This window comes from Leisingera sp. CC-HEC093 (assembly GCF_059429195.1).
Genome location: NZ_JCAIJR010000001.1, coordinates 2050330 through 2064787 on the forward strand (window position 1 = coordinate 2050330; position 14458 = coordinate 2064787).

Genomic DNA, 14458 nt, shown 5'->3' on the forward strand with positions numbered 1-14458 from the left:
GCGGGGCTCCTGCGGCACTGTCCTTCAGGCGGATTTCTTCTCCGCTTCCGCAGCGGCATCAAACTCCGCCCGCGCGGCATCAATCGCCGACAGATGCTCCAGGGCCCACAGCCCCAGAGCCCTCACCGGCTCGCGGAACGAGTCACCCAGCGGCGTCAGCGCGTATTCCACCTTGGGCGGGATCGTCGGGTGATAGGTGCGGCTCACCAGCCCGTCGCGCTCCAGCTCGCGTAAGGTCAGGCTCAGCATACGCTGGGAAATCCCCAGATGCCGCTTCAGTTCATTGAACCGCAGCACGCCGTATTGCGCCAGCGAGATTACAATCAGCACGCTCCAACGGTCGCCGACCCGCGACAGCACTTCGTTGATGCGGCCGCATTCCGGGCATTGCCCATCCGCCATAGTGGTTCCTTCCGTGTAACCGGGGCTAAAGAATGTGCCTTCTTGCGCCCTTTTCAGTACCTCTTATATAGCCGGTTACAAATTTATACCACTCTTCAGACAAAGCCCCGAAAGGACCGGAAACATGAGCAAGAGCACCCTGATCGAGAAGCTGAACTGGCGCTACGCCACCAAGAAGATGGATCCCTCCAAGGCGGTCCCGCAGGAGAAGGTCGACCAGATCATCGAGGCGATCCGCATGGCACCGACCTCTTCCGGCACACAGCCGTTTGAGGTTTTCGTGATCACCAACCCGGAGATCCGCGCGCAGATCCGCCCGCATGCCTGGGACCAGGCCCAGATTACTGACGGCTCGCACCTGATCGTCTTCGCCGCCTGGGACAACTACTCTGAGGACCGCATCGACGCAGTGACCCGCCAGATGACTGAGGAACGCGGCGAAATACCGATGCTGAACCAGTACTACGACAATCTGAAAGCCACCTACCTGCCGCGTGAAGCGCGCACCAACCACGACCACGCCGCCCGCCAGGCCTATATTGCGCTGGGATTTGCTCTGGCCGCCGCGGCGGAGCTGGAAGTGGACAGCACCCCGATGGAGGGGTTCACCCCCGAAAAGATCGACGAGATCCTGGGCCTCAAGGACAAGGGCCTGCGCTCGGTTCTGCTGCTGCCGCTTGGCTACCGCGCCGATGAAGGCGACTGGCTGCTGCCAATGAAAAAGGTGCGCAAGGCACGTGAAACCATCGTGACTGAGATCGCCTGACACCTGTCAGGAAAAGAGGCGGACGGTAGTTTATGCCGCCCGCCTTCGCTCCCTGGCCCGCTGACTGGTGAAGCCATTTTAAAGGAAAACCTTTAATACGCTGATTTCAGGCTATCTTATCGGAAGGACGCTTTATTAAGGAGCGGCTTTTGCCGCCTTCAAAGCGCCGCAAATTGGAGTGTTTTTTGCCGGGGACAGCCTAAGCGATGTTTACGTCCGACTTTTCCGCAAGCGAATTGCAGCCGGAGCTGAAGAGCATTTTTTTCTCCTGGACAAACGCAATGGAGGACGGCGCCTATCCAAGGCTCACGGAGTTTGGGCTGCCAAACGCTCCGAACGGGCTGGACATCCTGTCCATCTATGAAATCGAGCGGTCCGCCGCTGGCGGCCTCTTTGACTTCAAGGCGCTTTATGCACGCACCAGAAGCAGCAACACGCTGCGTGACAAATTCGTGGGCACCAGGCTGTCAGAGCATCCCGGCTTCGGCCCCGGCTCCTTGATCTGGGCTTGCTTTACCGAAGCAGCCGCCACTGCCCGGCCGCTGCTCGTGTCGCTGCCCTATGTCGGCCCCTTGCCGGCTTACCGGAGCACCTCGGAAATCTACCTGCCGTTGCTTGGCGAAGGCAAGTCGGTCGACTTCCTGCTAACCGCCGTGGTTCTTCTCAAAGCGGGTTACGCTTAGCCGGATCAGCCAGGGGCAGACTCCGGCGCGGAATAGGCGCCGGGCCTCCGGCGGCACGAAACCGTTTGCCCTTGGCAGACAGGGCTTTCCCCTTGCGCACACCCGGGAATCCGCCTATACGCGCGCTGTCAGAACAAGGGCGGCAAACGTCCGGGCGGCATATCTGAGCAGGGCTGGGGAATACCTCGGCCCTTTGTGTTTGTTTGATCAGATGTGCTCCGGGCCACGTTCTGGACTGGCTTAACCAAGACCGGCGGAGACAACCGCCCGGCCAGAAACACTAGTAAAGGAAACCTGAGACCTCATGGCTCAAAACGCATCGATGGAGGAATTCGAAGCCCTCCTGAACGAAAGCTTCGAAATGGACACTCCGGACGAAGGTTCGGTTGTCAAAGGCAAAGTGCTGGCAATCGAAGCCGGCCAGGCCATCATCGACGTCGGCTACAAAATGGAAGGCCGCGTTGATCTGAAAGAATTCGCAAACCCCGGCGAAGCGGCTGAAATCGCAGTCGGCGACGAAGTGGAAGTGTTCCTGCGCGCCGCTGAAAACGCCCGCGGCGAAGCCGTCATCTCCCGCGAGATGGCCCGCCGCGAAGAAGCCTGGGACCGCCTGGAAAAAGCATACGCAGACGATCAGCGCGTCGAAGGCGCGATCTTCGGCCGCGTCAAGGGCGGCTTCACCGTCGACCTGGGCGGCGCTGTTGCGTTCCTGCCCGGCTCGCAGGTTGACGTGCGCCCCGTGCGCGACGCCGGCCCGCTCATGGGTCTGAAGCAGCCGTTCCAGATCCTGAAAATGGACCGCCGCCGCGGCAACATCGTTGTCTCCCGCCGCGCGATCCTCGAAGAGTCCCGCGCCGAGCAGCGCGCCGAAGTCATCGGCAACCTGTCCGAAGGCCAGGCAGTCGACGGTGTCGTCAAGAACATCACCGAATACGGTGCGTTTGTTGACCTGGGCGGCGTTGACGGCCTGCTGCACGTCACCGACATGGCATGGCGCCGTGTGAACCACCCCTCCGAGATCCTGTCGATCGGCGAAACCGTCAAGGTTCAGGTCATCAAGATCAACAAAGAGACCCACCGCATCTCCCTGGGCATGAAGCAGCTGCAGGAAGATCCGTGGGATCTGGTTGGCGCCAAGTACCCGCTGTCCTCCGTGCACAAGGGCCGCGTCACCAACATCACCGATTACGGTGCATTTGTTGAGCTGGAGCCGGGCGTCGAAGGTCTGGTCCACGTCTCCGAGATGTCCTGGACCAAGAAAAACGTCCACCCGGGCAAAATCGTCTCCACTTCCCAGGAAGTCGACGTCATGGTTCTGGAAATCGACGGTGCCAAGCGCCGCGTTTCCCTGGGCCTCAAGCAGACCATGCGCAACCCGTGGGAAGTCTTTGCTGAGACCCACCCGGAAGGCACTCAGGTCGAAGGCGAAGTCAAGAACATCACCGAATTCGGTCTGTTCATCGGCCTCGACGGCGACATCGACGGCATGGTTCACCTGTCCGACCTGTCCTGGGACGAGCGCGGCGAAGACGCGATCCAGAACTACCGCAAAGGCGACGTGGTTCAGGCCGTTGTCTCCGAAGTGGACGTCGACAAAGAGCGTATCTCGCTGTCGATCAAAGCTCTGGGCGGCGACAAATTCGCCGAAGCCGTGGGCGGCGTGAAGCGCGGCTCGATCGTGACCGTCGAAGTGACCGCTATCGAAGACGGCGGTATCGAAGTGGAATATGAAGGCATGAAGTCCTTCATCCGCCGCTCCGACCTGTCCCGCGACCGTGCCGACCAGCGTCCTGAGCGTTTCTCGGTTGGCGACAAGGTCGACGTGCGCGTCACCAACGTCGACTCCAAGACCCGCCGCCTGGGCCTGTCCATCAAGGCGCGCGAGATCGCGGAAGAGAAAGAAGCAGTGGAACAGTATGGCTCCTCGGACTCCGGCGCATCGCTGGGCGACATCCTGGGCGCCGCACTGAAGTCGGGCGACTAATCTCCCCGGCCTCACGGCTTAGAAAACGGAAAGCCCCGCAGATTTCTGCGGGGCTTTTTATTTGGGAAAGGTGGTGTTCGCCCCCGGCGTCAGCTTCGGGAGCTGCTGTCGTCCTGGGGCGCCGGCGCCTCTTCCAGGCGCGCCTTGAGCTGGCCAATAACCTTTTGCGCCGCCGCGATTTCCTCTGGTGACAGATCTGCGGCAAGCGCGTTCACCCAGGGGATCTGCCTCGCAATGGCGGCATCATACAGGTCCCGTCCCTTTGGCGTCATGACAACAAGCTGAGCGCGCTTGTGGTGCGGGTTCGGCTGAAACTCTACAATCCCCTCGCGCTTCAGCTCATTGACGATCCTTTGAACGCCCTGCCTGTGAACACCCATAGTACGGGCATGCCACGCGACAGATTCCGCCTTTCCCGCATATGCAATGGCGCCCAGTATCTGCCATCGCGCACTTGTCAGTCCAAGCCCGGAAACCAGACGGTCACCGGCAATCTGCAATCGGCCGTTCAGCCGGAACACATCCAGTATCAGCTCCGTTACCGCTTCTCCCGTTTCGCTTCGCCGCTCTTCAGGCATGATACTCCTTAAAAATTTGACAATGTGTTGTCATTGTGCTTTGTGATCCTCATATGACAACATGACACCAAGTTGAAGCGGCATACAAGGAGCTCCCTGCGATGGTCAATGTCAAACCCCTGGATCCTGAGTTTCCCATTGATCAGCAGCTGGCGGTCGAGGCAGGGCCGGTCGTTCTGGTTAACCTCTTCACGGTTGATCCTGCTGAGCAGGATGCCTTGGTCGAAGCGTGGAGAAATGATGCCCTGTGGATGAAGAAGCAGCCGGGCTACATCAGCACCCAGCTTCACAAGGCCATCGGCGATGGCAGCATGTATCTGAATTATGCGGTCTGGGATTCCGTTGCGGATTTCCGTGCGGCGTTTTCCAATCCGGAGTTCCAGCAGCAGCTCGGCCACTATCCCTCCAGCGCTGTAACGGCTCCCCACTTGTTCGAAAAGATTGCCGTGGCGAACTGCTGCACGTCCTGATGCCTGCCCGGCAGATCAACTAATTGGGAAGTGAAATGAAAACGAAGATTCACGCCATTGCAGGCGCCATTGGCTTTCTGATGATCCTGACCTTTTGGACATCAACGGCCATAAGTGAATTGTTTGCGGGCCACGAGACGATCGCGGCCGTGAAAGCGTCAATCCTGAAAGGCATGTTTGTCCTTATCCCGGCCATGATCATTGTTGGCGGGTCCGGGATGGCGATGGGCCGTCGGCGCAAAGACGCGCCGGCCAGGGCCAAGAAGAAGCGCATGCCGGTAATCGCGGTGAATGGCTTGCTGGTTCTCGTCCCTGCCGCCTGGTTCCTGGCCGGGAAGGCTGCGGCCGGCGAATTTGACGGCACTTTTTATGCGGTCCAAACCGTCGAGCTGATCGCCGGCGCGGGAAACCTGATCATGATGGGCTTGAATTTTCGCGATGGTCTGAAAATGACCGGGCGGCTCCGGCGTTCCCGCTAAATGCTCCGCGGCATGATCAGGTTGCCGCGGTCCCCCGGATGCTCCTAGTTCGGCCGCACCGCCACCAGCACCACGCCCAATTCCTCTTCCAGTTCCTGCAGCTTCTTCAGCTGGTCCTCGGGCAGGGCGGCGGTGGTCGTCTCAACACCTGCCAGTGCCACAACCGGGCTGCCGATGTCCTTCTCCAGGCTTTTGATCGCGTCCAGTTTGTCAGCCTCAAGCGAGGCAAGCGGGTACAGCATGATCGTCTCCTCTCAGTTGGTAAGTGCGACTATAGCTGATTCTGTCCTGTCCAAAGCTGCGCGGCACAAAAAAGGCCCCGGCAGCTGCCGGGGCCTTATTGCAACCCAGCCGGGATCAGGCGTGTTGCGTGCTGTCCGCGTGGGTGACCACATCCGGCTCCAGGTCCCAGACCTTGCCGTCGAGCCCGTCGATCTGGTCGTCATCGGACACTTTCAGGCCCACGGTACGCTCCAGGATGAACGACAGAATCAGTGCCGTGACCACCCCGGTGCCGATGCAGACGGCGGTGCCGATCAGCTGCATCACCAGCGATATCTCACCGTGCTGGAATGCATAGGCGCCTTCTTCGATGCCGAAATAGCCGCCGCGCGGGGTGCCGGCCTTAAACAGGCCCAGCAGGACCATTCCCAGGGTGCCGCAGCCCAGGAACAGCGGGAACAGCTTGTGTTCGTCAATGCCGCGCTTCAGCGTGAACTCATAGACCGCATAGGCGGCAAAGGGTGCTGCAAGGCCCACGATGAAGGCCTGCCAGGGCAGGTAGACATCAAAGCCGGACGCGCCCGCGACATAACCCGCCAGCGGTCCCAAAAGGGTATAGGCGTATTTGCCGGTGCCATAGGCGATCAGCAGTCCGGTGATGGCGCCGCCGGCCCAGACCATTGCGTAGTTATTGATGGCGATGCCGACGCTGGTGTCAGCCATGGTGACGCTCACCGCCAGCGCTTCGGGGTCAAAGAAGAACAGGCAGGACAGGATCACCATCGGCAGGCCTGCAAAAATCAGCAAGAGGCCCGGCGCACAGAGGCCGATGCTTGGAGCCAGATAGGCCGAGATCCGCGGGTGCGGCGCCATCATGCCGGGGCGTGCGCCCAGCTTAGGCGTGAACACCAGCGCCATGCCCGCCGGGAACAGATAGACAAAGCCTACGCCAAAGAAGTCGTGAAAGCCCGCATTGGTCAGTGGCCCGACAGAGCCCCAGGTCGCCCAGCTCAGGCCCGAGGACACCACCGCAGCCACAATGCAGGTGATGAAATAGGCCGCGGCCTTCATCCGCTCGGACACTGCGAAATGCAGCAGGATGTTGATAATCCCGGCAAACACCGCCAGGAAGAAGATGAAGATCTGGAAGGTGTTCAGCCCCGGAAATGTCGCCGGATCTGTGTGATGCGCCACCGCGTTGGTCATGGCGCCGCCCAGCCACCAGTCGTTGATGGAATCCATCATGGTCGCGCCCTCCATGATGTAATACTGCCCGGCCCACAGGCCAAAGCCGATGACGTAGTAGGTGGCAAAGCCAAGGAAGAACCCCAGCGTCTTTTCAATGGTCGAGTTGAACAGGTTCCGCCGCCGCGCGGTGCCTGCGTCGATCAGCAGAAGGCCGACGACGACCAGGATGGCCCCGACGATTCCCGATGCGTACAGAATGTTCTGCACTAGGGAGTTCAGGGTGACTTGCTCTACATGTATCGCGCTCATGTCCAATGGCATTTCCGGTTTTCTCCATGTTGGTTTGTCATTTCGCCGGTTGTTGGCCACCAGCTTTGACAGGCCGGCTTGCGCTGCCGCCATAGGGCGGGGCGTGCCGGTTCGGCAGATTCCAGGAGCGGTCAGCAAATGCGGCGCGCCTGGTCAGAAAAGCATGGGCGATGCGGGGCGCTTTACAATAAAAAATTTTACTTTACGGAAATAAAGTTTCACATGCGGCATATGGAGCCGGCAGATGACGCATCTCGCGCAGCGCAGCAGGCGACGTGCCGCATCACAGGCGCGGCCGCCGGCGGCCCGCGGCTCCCGAATCAAAAATCCCGCCCGGCTGCGGACGGGGGCGGATGCCGCACCGCGGCGGCGCTTTGCCGCCCAGGATTGGGGCTCTGGGGCGGCAAAAGCGGGTAATCTGCTGCCGATTTGCCCGTGAAACCCGCGGCATTTTGTTCCCCCATGCGCGGATTTTTCCTATACTCTCAGAATAATAGCCAGAACATACCGGCATCCTGGGAGGAAAAAGAACATGATCCGCTCTGAGTTGATTCAGAAGATTGCAGATGAAAACCCGCACCTGTATCAGCGGGATGTAGAGAGGATCGTGAACACGGTGTTCGAGGAAGTGACCGATGCCATGGCCCGCGGCGACCGGGTCGAACTGCGCGGCTTCGGCGCCTTTTCGGTCAAGAAACGGGACGCGCGCACCGGCCGCAATCCCCGCACCGGCGAGACGGTCGAAGTCGAGGAAAAACATGTGCCGTTCTTCAAGACAGGTAAGCTCTTGAGGGACCGCCTGAACGGGAAAGCCTGATGCGTTATATTCGCTACGCGGTTCTTGGGGCACTGGCCATCGTGCTGGTGTCAGTCTGTCTGGCCAACAGCACTGTGGTCGAGCTGAAACTGATGCCCTCTGCCCTGGCAGAGCTGTTCGGCTTCAACTACAGCGTTGCGCTGCCGGTGTTTGTGGTGGTGCTGGGCGGGGTTGGCACGGGGCTGGTAATCGGTTTCCTGTGGGAATGGATCCGCGAGCACAAGCACCGCAGCGAAGCCGCGCAGAAAGCCCGCGAGGCGCGCAAGCTGAACCGCGAAGTGACCCGGCTCAAGAAGCAGAAGAACGAAGGCAAGGACGAAGTCCTGGCGCTTCTCGAAGACGCGAACTGAACCAGCTATGACGGACATCCGGGTCAAAATCTGCGGGCTCAGCACCCCGCAGGATGTGGCAGTCGTTGCTGCTGCCGGCGCGGCTTATGCGGGTTTTGTGTTCTTCCCGAAATCGCCGCGCAACGTCTCCATCGCTCAGGCGGCCGCGCTGGCAATTGAGGCCCCCATTGGCCTGTGCAAAGTGGCGCTGACGGTGAATGCCTCGGACGCGGAACTGGACGCCATCACCGGCGCGGTACCGCTCGACATGCTGCAGCTCCACGGGAAGGAAACACCGGAACGGGTGGCAGAAGTGCGCACCCGCTACGGCCTTCCGGTAATGAAAGCGGTTGGCATTGCCGATGCCGCCGACATCCCCCAGATCGCGCTGTATGAACAGGTGGCCGACCAGCTGCTGATCGACGCCAAGCCGCCCAAAGAGGCAGAGCTGCCGGGCGGCAACGGCCTGGCCTTTGACTGGCGGCTGCTGGCGGGGCGCAAATACTGGCAGAAACCCTGGATGCTGGCAGGCGGGCTGACGCCGGAAAACGTCGCAGAGGCCATCCGTATGACCGGCGCCCGCCAGGTCGATGTTTCCTCCGGCGTCGAAAGCGCACCGGGTGAAAAACACGCAGGACTGATCGAAGCCTTCACCAAGGCGGCCCACGCCGCCCGCGGCTGACGATCCTCGCCGCCGCGGCCTTGTGCCTTTGCTGCAAAGGGCGGGATTTGAGTATTTGGGGAAAGATGAAAATACCGGGCTTGCGCCTTCATCTTTCCAAAAATACTCATTGCAGCGCGGTTGTCCCCAGGCGCACCGCCTGAGGTGTTGCGTACCCTGCGTACGCCTCTATCACCGCATCTTAAACCGCATATGCCAAACTCTTTGATGATCGCGGTCACCCGCCGGGCCTGACACCCCCGGCAATTTGGAACAGGGCCCTTTAACAAGGGCACGCAGAGACAACGTTTAGCGTGCGGGAGGAACCTCCCGTCCCGCCTCCGCCCTTTGGCGGCGCCGCCATCCTCATCCTTCTCGCCTTTAGAACAGGCAGCAGGCCACAGCAAAACAGGCAGACACCGGCAGGGCAGGGGCCCTGGCCGGGCGCAGCCGGTTGCGCAATCTCCCTTTACCACGGCGCTGCTGCGCTATAGTCATGGCGGGCGCTGCGACAGTGAGGGAAGAACCATGGCCGACGATCTTTTCAACAGCTTCATGAACGGTCCGGATGAACAGGGCCGCTTTGGCATTTTCGGCGGGCGTTTCGTCTCGGAAACCCTGATGCCGCTGATCCTGAGCCTTGAGGAAGAATACAACAAAGCCAAGGACGATCCCTCCTTTTGGGCCGAAATGGACGACCTGTGGAAACACTATGTCGGCCGTCCCAGCCCGCTGTACCACGCAGAGCGCCTGAGCGCTGAACTGGGCGGCGCCAAGATCTATATGAAGCGCGACGAGCTGAACCATACCGGCGCGCATAAGGTGAACAACGTGCTGGGCCAGATCCTGCTGGCGCGGCGCATGGGCAAGACCCGCATCATCGCCGAAACCGGTGCCGGCCAGCATGGCGTGGCCACCGCCACCGTCTGCGCCAAGTTCGGCCTTAAGTGCATCGTCTACATGGGCGCCCATGACGTGAAACGGCAGGCGCCGAACGTGTTCCGCATGCGCCTTTTGGGGGCCGAGGTGATCCCGGTCACTTCCGGCCGCGGCACCCTGAAAGACGCGATGAACGACGCGCTGCGCGACTGGGTCACCAACGTGCGCGACACCTTCTATTGCATCGGCACCGCAGCCGGCCCGCACCCCTATCCGGCGATGGTGCGCGACTTCCAGTCGGTCATCGGCAAGGAAGTCCGCTGGCAGCTGGCCGAGCAGGAGGGCGAAGGCCGCCTGCCGGACACCGTGATTGCAGCGATCGGCGGCGGTTCCAACGCCATCGGCCTGTTCTACCCGTTCCTGGACGACCCCTCGGTCAACATCATCGGGGTGGAGGCCGGCGGCAAGGGCGTTGACGACCGGATCCAGCACTGCGCCTCGCTGACCGGCGGCCGCCCCGGCGTGCTGCACGGCAACCGCACTTATCTCTTGCAGGACGCCGACGGACAGATCCAGGAAGGCTATTCCATTTCCGCGGGCCTCGATTACCCGGGCATCGGCCCGGAGCATTCCTGGCTGCATGAGTCGGGCCGCGCCCAGTATGTCTCAATCACCGACAAGGAAGCACTGGAGGCCTTCCAGCTTAGCTGCCGCACCGAGGGTATCATCCCTGCGCTGGAGCCCAGCCACGCGCTGGCCCATGTGACCAAGATCGCGCCTGATCTGCCCAAGGACCACATCATCGTGATGAACATGTGCGGCCGTGGCGACAAGGACGTGTTCACCGTCGCCAAGCACCTGGGGTTCGACATGTCCGACACTGAGGAAGGCCGTACCTTCGAGGAATAACGCAGGCGCCGCAGAGCCTCTGCATCAATCAAAAGGCCCCGGAAATTCCGGGGCCTTGCTCTTTTCAGACAAGGCTATTGCAGCGCGCGCAGCACCTGGTTTCGCTGCAGGGTCTCCCGCTCCATGCAGGCCCAGTAGAACATCGCCGCCGCGCTGCCGCCTGAGGATTGTTCCGGCAGGCAGGTAGCATCGCGCCGTTTCAGCCAGGCACGCTGCTCTGCCAGCAGGGCTTGGCCGGTGCCGCGGGCATCCGCGGCAGGTTTTGCCTGCTGCCACAGGCGGTTCAACTCATCGTCGGCAAGCTGCCATTTCTCCTTGGCGCAGAAATTGGCGTCAATCTGGGTCTGACCGCTGCAGGAAGATTGCGCGGTCGCCGCTGCAGGGCTGAGCGCCGCCAGCAACAGGATAATCCGCAGCGCGGCTGATCTCTGTCCGCGCAGCGGCATCAGGCCGGGTCGGCTGCATAGCTTTGCAGCACGCTCAGCGGGACCACATCCAGCGCCCGGATGTGGGTCGCCTCCAATTGCACCTTGGGGGCGCAGCCCTCGTCGGCGGCCTGCAGGAAACGGGCGGCGCACAGGCACCAGCGGTCGCCGGGTTTGAGACCGGGGAAGTTGAGGCCGGGCAACGGCGTTGACAGGTCGTTGCCGACATATTTGGAAAAGGCCAGGAACTCGGCCGTGGTCACCACGCAGACGGTATGGCTTCCATGGTCCTGATCGCAGGTGTTGCAGTGCCCGTCCCGGAAAAAACCGGTGACCGGCGCGTTCGAGCAGGACTCCAGCGGCCCGCCCAATACATTGATGCTGTCGTCTTTTTCCATGAAAGCCCTGCTCTGTGTGCGTGCCCGGGTAAGAGTAGCGCGAATTCGCGGCCCGTCCCGGAATTCTGCTCTGGGTTGCGATCATCACCAGGGAAAACTGCCGGTCAATCACGCCGTCGCGGAAACAAATCCGCCCGCCAGCGGCGGGGCGGGCGGGCGGTTTGGATCTGTTCTGAATTGCGGCTTACGTGTTGAACAGGAAATGCAGCACATCACCGTCTTTAACGATGTAGCTCTTGCCTTCGGCGCGCATCTTGCCGGCTTCCTTGGCGCCCTGTTCGCCGCCCTGGGCGATGAAGTCGTCATAGGCGATGGTTTCGGCCCGGATGAAGCCTTTCTCGAAATCACCGTGGATTACACCTGCCGCCTGCGGAGCGGCGGTGCCTGTGCGGATGGTCCAGGCACGGGCTTCCTTGGGGCCGACGGTAAAGTATGTTTCCAAGTGCAGCAGCTCATAGCCCGCGCGGATCAGACGGTCGAGTCCGGCCTCTTCCAGACCCATTTCCTCCAGGAACATCTGGGCCTCTTCGGCTTCCAGCTGGCTGATCTCTTCCTCGATCTGGGCAGAGATGATCACATGGCTGTTGCCCTGCGCCGCGGCCATTTCCGCGACCTTGGCGGAATGCTCATTGCCTTCAACCGATTCCGACTCGCCCACGTTGCAGACATAGAGAACCGGCTTGGTGGTTAAGAGTTGCAGCATCTTCCAGGCCTTGGCGTCCTCTGCGTCGACCTCGACCAGGCGGGCAGGCTTGCCGTCTTCCAGCATCGCCTGGGCGGCGGCCAGCAGACGGTCCTGCTGCTGGGCTTCCTTGTCGTTGCCTTTCAGCTTGCGCACCAGGTTGGCGCGGCGCTTTTCGATGCTTTCAAGGTCCGCCAGCATCAGCTCGGTCTCGATCACCTCGGCGTCCGTGACCGGATCGACACGGCCGTCCACATGGGTCACGTCGCCGTCTTCAAAGCAGCGCAGCACATGGGCGATGGCGTCTGTTTCGCGGATGTTGGCCAGGAACTGGTTGCCCAGGCCCTCGCCCTTGGAGGCGCCTTTGACCAGGCCCGCGATGTCGACGAATGTCATCCGGGTCGGGATGATCTGCCTAGAGCCGGCAATCGCCGCCAGCTTGTCCAGCCGCGCGTCCGGCACGCCGACCTCACCCACATTGGGTTCGATGGTGCAGAACGGAAAGTTGGCCGCCTGCGCCGAGGCGGTTTTGGTCAGTGCGTTGAACAGCGTCGATTTACCCACGTTGGGCAGGCCGACGATTCCCATTTTAAAGCCCATTGCGGCCTCCTGATGCTATTTGGGAGCCGCTTCTAGGCAGCATTGGTGCCCCGCGCAAGCCATGTATGGCTGGCAGAACTGCCACAGTCGCCATCTGTGTGCTGCTTCACTGACAGTATGCACACTGATTTTTCATAAGGCCCTTGGAAAAAGTTTAGGGAGTTTTAGAAGAGTGCTGCAAAAAAGCTTGGCCAAAAGTCATTATTTTCCGAGGGGCTGGAAATGAAAAAGACAACAATACTGGCGGCGGCATTCACGGCGGCCATGGCGCTGCCTGCAGCTGCGCAAGAAGTTACCCTGGGGCTGGGGTATTCCGATTATCACCGCGAAGGCGCCGAAGACGGTGCCATGTTTGCCGTGGACTACCTGCATGCGCCGTTTCACGAGCGCGGCAGGCTGTCGGCGCGGTTCGGCGCCACGCTGGAGGTGCAGGAGACCGGCGACATATTTGCCGGCGTCGGCATCAGCGGCGTGCTGGATCTGAACAACGATTGGTTCCTGGAAACCAGCGTGATGCCCGGTGCCTATCACGACAGCGAGCCGGCCAACGACCTTGGCTCCGCCTTTGAAATCCGCAGCCTGCTGGCGGTGGGCAAGCGGTTCCGGAACGGCAAGGCAGTGTCGCTGGCATTCAGCCACAAGTCCAACGCCTCCACCGCGGATGAAAACCCGGGCGTGAACACACTGACCCTGCGCTGGCATATTCCGCTGGGCAGCTGAGCCGGGCTGCAAACGGCGGCCGGACTGCGCGGGATTGATTTCCCGCGCAACATTCGGCACACCGGGGCGGACAGATTTCAAAAGGCCCGCCCATGACCCGTATTGATGCCAAATTCGCCGAACTGAATGCCGCCGGCAAGAAAGCCTTTGTCACCTATGTGATGGCGGGCGACCCGGACTACGACACCTCGCTGGAGGTTGTGAAGGGGCTTCCGGGTGCCGGTGTTGACATCATCGAGCTGGGCCTGCCGTTCACCGATCCGATGGCTGATGGGCCGACTATCCAGCTGGCCGGCCAGCGCGCGCTCGACGCCGGTATGACGCTGGAAAAGACGCTGCAGCTGGCCGCCGATTTCCGCAAGGAAGACGACACCACCCCGATCGTGCTGATGGGCTATTACAACCCGATCTACAGCCGCGGCGTGGACACCTTCCTGGAGGATGCCAAGGCTGCAGGCATCGACGGTCTGATCGTGGTGGACCTGCCGCCGGAAGAGGATGACGAGCTGTGCATCCCGGCGCAGAAGGCGGGGCTGAACTTCATCCGCCTGGCGACCCCCACCACCGACGACGCGCGCCTGCCCAAGGTGCTGCAGAACACCTCGGGCTTTGTCTATTACGTCTCGATCACCGGCATCACCGGCGCGGCTGAGGCTGAGGCTGGCGATGTGGGCCCCGAGGTCGCCCGCATCAAGGCAGCCACCGATCTGCCGATTATCGTGGGTTTTGGCATCAACACGCCGGAGAAGGCGCAGAACATTGCCTCAATCTCTGACGGCGCGGTTGTGGGCAGCGCCATCGTCAGCCAGATCGGCGCAGGCAAATCCCCGGCAGAGGTGCTGGCGTTTGTGAAATCCCTCGCGGATGGCGCCCACAAGGGGTGACGCTCTGGCCCGATCAGGATTGAAAAACCGCGCCTTCGGGCGCGGTTTTTGCGTTTTCAAGGGTGCGGCAAAG

At 61.3% G+C, this 14458-nt stretch carries 18 protein-coding genes; 11 read left to right on the top strand and 7 right to left on the bottom strand.

The features are described 5' to 3' along the window. Positions 1 to 24: 24 nt before the first annotated feature. The gene (locus tag AC5STB_RS09865) at positions 25 to 402 is read right to left on the bottom strand and encodes a winged helix-turn-helix transcriptional regulator (protein ID WP_495442731.1); all 378 of its coding nucleotides are present in this window, start codon (positions 400 to 402) and stop codon (positions 25 to 27) included. A 124-nt stretch (positions 403 to 526) separates the two neighbouring features. On the opposite strand from AC5STB_RS09865, the gene AC5STB_RS09870 reads away from it, so the two are divergent. The 3 genes from AC5STB_RS09870 (at position 527) to rpsA (ending at position 3835) form a co-directional block, all read left to right on the top strand. Then, positions 527 to 1168 carry an NAD(P)H-dependent oxidoreductase gene (locus tag AC5STB_RS09870; RefSeq protein WP_495442732.1) on the top strand — a complete coding sequence of 214 codons (642 nt, stop codon included), beginning with the start codon at positions 527 to 529 and terminating at the stop codon, positions 1166 to 1168. A 206-nt stretch (positions 1169 to 1374) separates the two neighbouring features. After that, positions 1375 to 1851, top strand: coding sequence for a hypothetical protein (locus tag AC5STB_RS09875; RefSeq protein WP_495442733.1), 477 nt, complete (start codon positions 1375 to 1377; stop codon positions 1849 to 1851). 304 nt (positions 1852 to 2155) lie between these two features. Beyond that, entirely contained in the window at positions 2156 to 3835 is a 1680-nt protein-coding gene (gene rpsA / locus AC5STB_RS09880; RefSeq protein ID WP_495442734.1) for a 30S ribosomal protein S1, read from the top strand. Between the two features lie 89 nt (positions 3836 to 3924). Here rpsA and AC5STB_RS09885 read toward each other — a convergent pair whose 3' ends face one another. Continuing rightward, entirely contained in the window at positions 3925 to 4413 is a 489-nt protein-coding gene (locus AC5STB_RS09885; protein ID WP_495442735.1) for a MarR family winged helix-turn-helix transcriptional regulator, read from the bottom strand. A gap of 101 nt (positions 4414 to 4514) precedes the next feature. Between AC5STB_RS09885 and AC5STB_RS09890 the strand changes: the two genes are divergently transcribed. Both AC5STB_RS09890 and AC5STB_RS09895 read left to right on the top strand, forming a co-directional pair. Beyond that, the gene (locus AC5STB_RS09890) at positions 4515 to 4883 is read left to right on the top strand and encodes an antibiotic biosynthesis monooxygenase family protein (RefSeq protein WP_495442736.1); all 369 of its coding nucleotides are present in this window, start codon (positions 4515 to 4517) and stop codon (positions 4881 to 4883) included. 35 nt (positions 4884 to 4918) lie between these two features. Beyond that, entirely contained in the window at positions 4919 to 5362 is a 444-nt protein-coding gene (locus AC5STB_RS09895) for a hypothetical protein (RefSeq protein ID WP_495442737.1), read from the top strand. Positions 5363 to 5406: 44 nt separating this feature from the next. Here the strand turns inward: AC5STB_RS09895 and AC5STB_RS09900 are convergent, their stop codons facing one another. Both AC5STB_RS09900 and AC5STB_RS09905 read right to left on the bottom strand, forming a co-directional pair. After that, positions 5407 to 5604, bottom strand: coding sequence for a hypothetical protein (locus AC5STB_RS09900; RefSeq protein WP_495442738.1), 198 nt, complete (start codon positions 5602 to 5604; stop codon positions 5407 to 5409). A 115-nt stretch (positions 5605 to 5719) separates the two neighbouring features. After that, positions 5720 to 7081 carry an ammonium transporter gene (locus AC5STB_RS09905; protein ID WP_495442739.1) on the bottom strand — a complete coding sequence of 454 codons (1362 nt, stop codon included), beginning with the start codon at positions 7079 to 7081 and terminating at the stop codon, positions 5720 to 5722. Positions 7082 to 7574: 493 nt separating this feature from the next. Between AC5STB_RS09905 and ihfB the strand changes: the two genes are divergently transcribed. The 4 genes from ihfB (at position 7575) to trpB (ending at position 10676) form a co-directional block, all read left to right on the top strand. Further along, complete coding sequence (ihfB, locus tag AC5STB_RS09910) at positions 7575 to 7898, top strand: integration host factor subunit beta (RefSeq protein ID WP_495444586.1); 324 nt, start codon at positions 7575 to 7577, stop codon at positions 7896 to 7898. After that, complete coding sequence (locus tag AC5STB_RS09915; protein ID WP_495442740.1) at positions 7898 to 8248, top strand: lipopolysaccharide assembly protein LapA domain-containing protein; 351 nt, start codon at positions 7898 to 7900, stop codon at positions 8246 to 8248. Before ihfB ends, AC5STB_RS09915 begins: the two co-directional genes overlap by 1 nt. Positions 8249 to 8255: 7 nt before the next feature. Beyond that, positions 8256 to 8909 carry a phosphoribosylanthranilate isomerase gene (locus AC5STB_RS09920; RefSeq protein ID WP_495442741.1) on the top strand — a complete coding sequence of 218 codons (654 nt, stop codon included), beginning with the start codon at positions 8256 to 8258 and terminating at the stop codon, positions 8907 to 8909. Between the two features lie 507 nt (positions 8910 to 9416). Further along, positions 9417 to 10676, top strand: a complete 1260-nt coding sequence (gene trpB / locus AC5STB_RS09925; protein WP_495442742.1) for a tryptophan synthase subunit beta — start codon at positions 9417 to 9419, stop codon at positions 10674 to 10676. 74 nt (positions 10677 to 10750) lie between these two features. On the opposite strand, the gene AC5STB_RS09930 is transcribed toward trpB, so the two are convergent. From AC5STB_RS09930 to ychF, 3 genes are all read right to left on the bottom strand, one after another. Beyond that, positions 10751 to 11122: a lysozyme inhibitor LprI family protein gene (locus AC5STB_RS09930; protein ID WP_495442743.1), complete on the bottom strand. Its 372-nt coding sequence runs from the start codon at positions 11120 to 11122 to the stop codon at positions 10751 to 10753. After that, positions 11122 to 11499 (bottom strand): DUF2237 family protein, encoded by a 378-nt coding sequence (locus AC5STB_RS09935; protein WP_495442744.1) that lies wholly within the window; start codon positions 11497 to 11499, stop codon positions 11122 to 11124. The genes AC5STB_RS09930 and AC5STB_RS09935 overlap by 1 nt, the downstream gene beginning before the upstream one ends. Positions 11500 to 11683: 184 nt before the next feature. Further along, the gene (gene ychF, locus AC5STB_RS09940; RefSeq protein WP_495442745.1) at positions 11684 to 12781 is read right to left on the bottom strand and encodes a redox-regulated ATPase YchF; all 1098 of its coding nucleotides are present in this window, start codon (positions 12779 to 12781) and stop codon (positions 11684 to 11686) included. A gap of 222 nt (positions 12782 to 13003) precedes the next feature. Here ychF and AC5STB_RS09945 point away from each other — a divergent pair, with 222 nt between their 5' ends. Both AC5STB_RS09945 and trpA read left to right on the top strand, forming a co-directional pair. Continuing rightward, positions 13004 to 13501: an acyloxyacyl hydrolase gene (locus AC5STB_RS09945; protein WP_495442746.1), complete on the top strand. Its 498-nt coding sequence runs from the start codon at positions 13004 to 13006 to the stop codon at positions 13499 to 13501. Positions 13502 to 13593: 92 nt separating this feature from the next. After that, complete coding sequence (gene trpA, locus AC5STB_RS09950; RefSeq protein ID WP_495442747.1) at positions 13594 to 14385, top strand: tryptophan synthase subunit alpha; 792 nt, start codon at positions 13594 to 13596, stop codon at positions 14383 to 14385. Positions 14386 to 14458 lie beyond the last annotated feature (73 nt).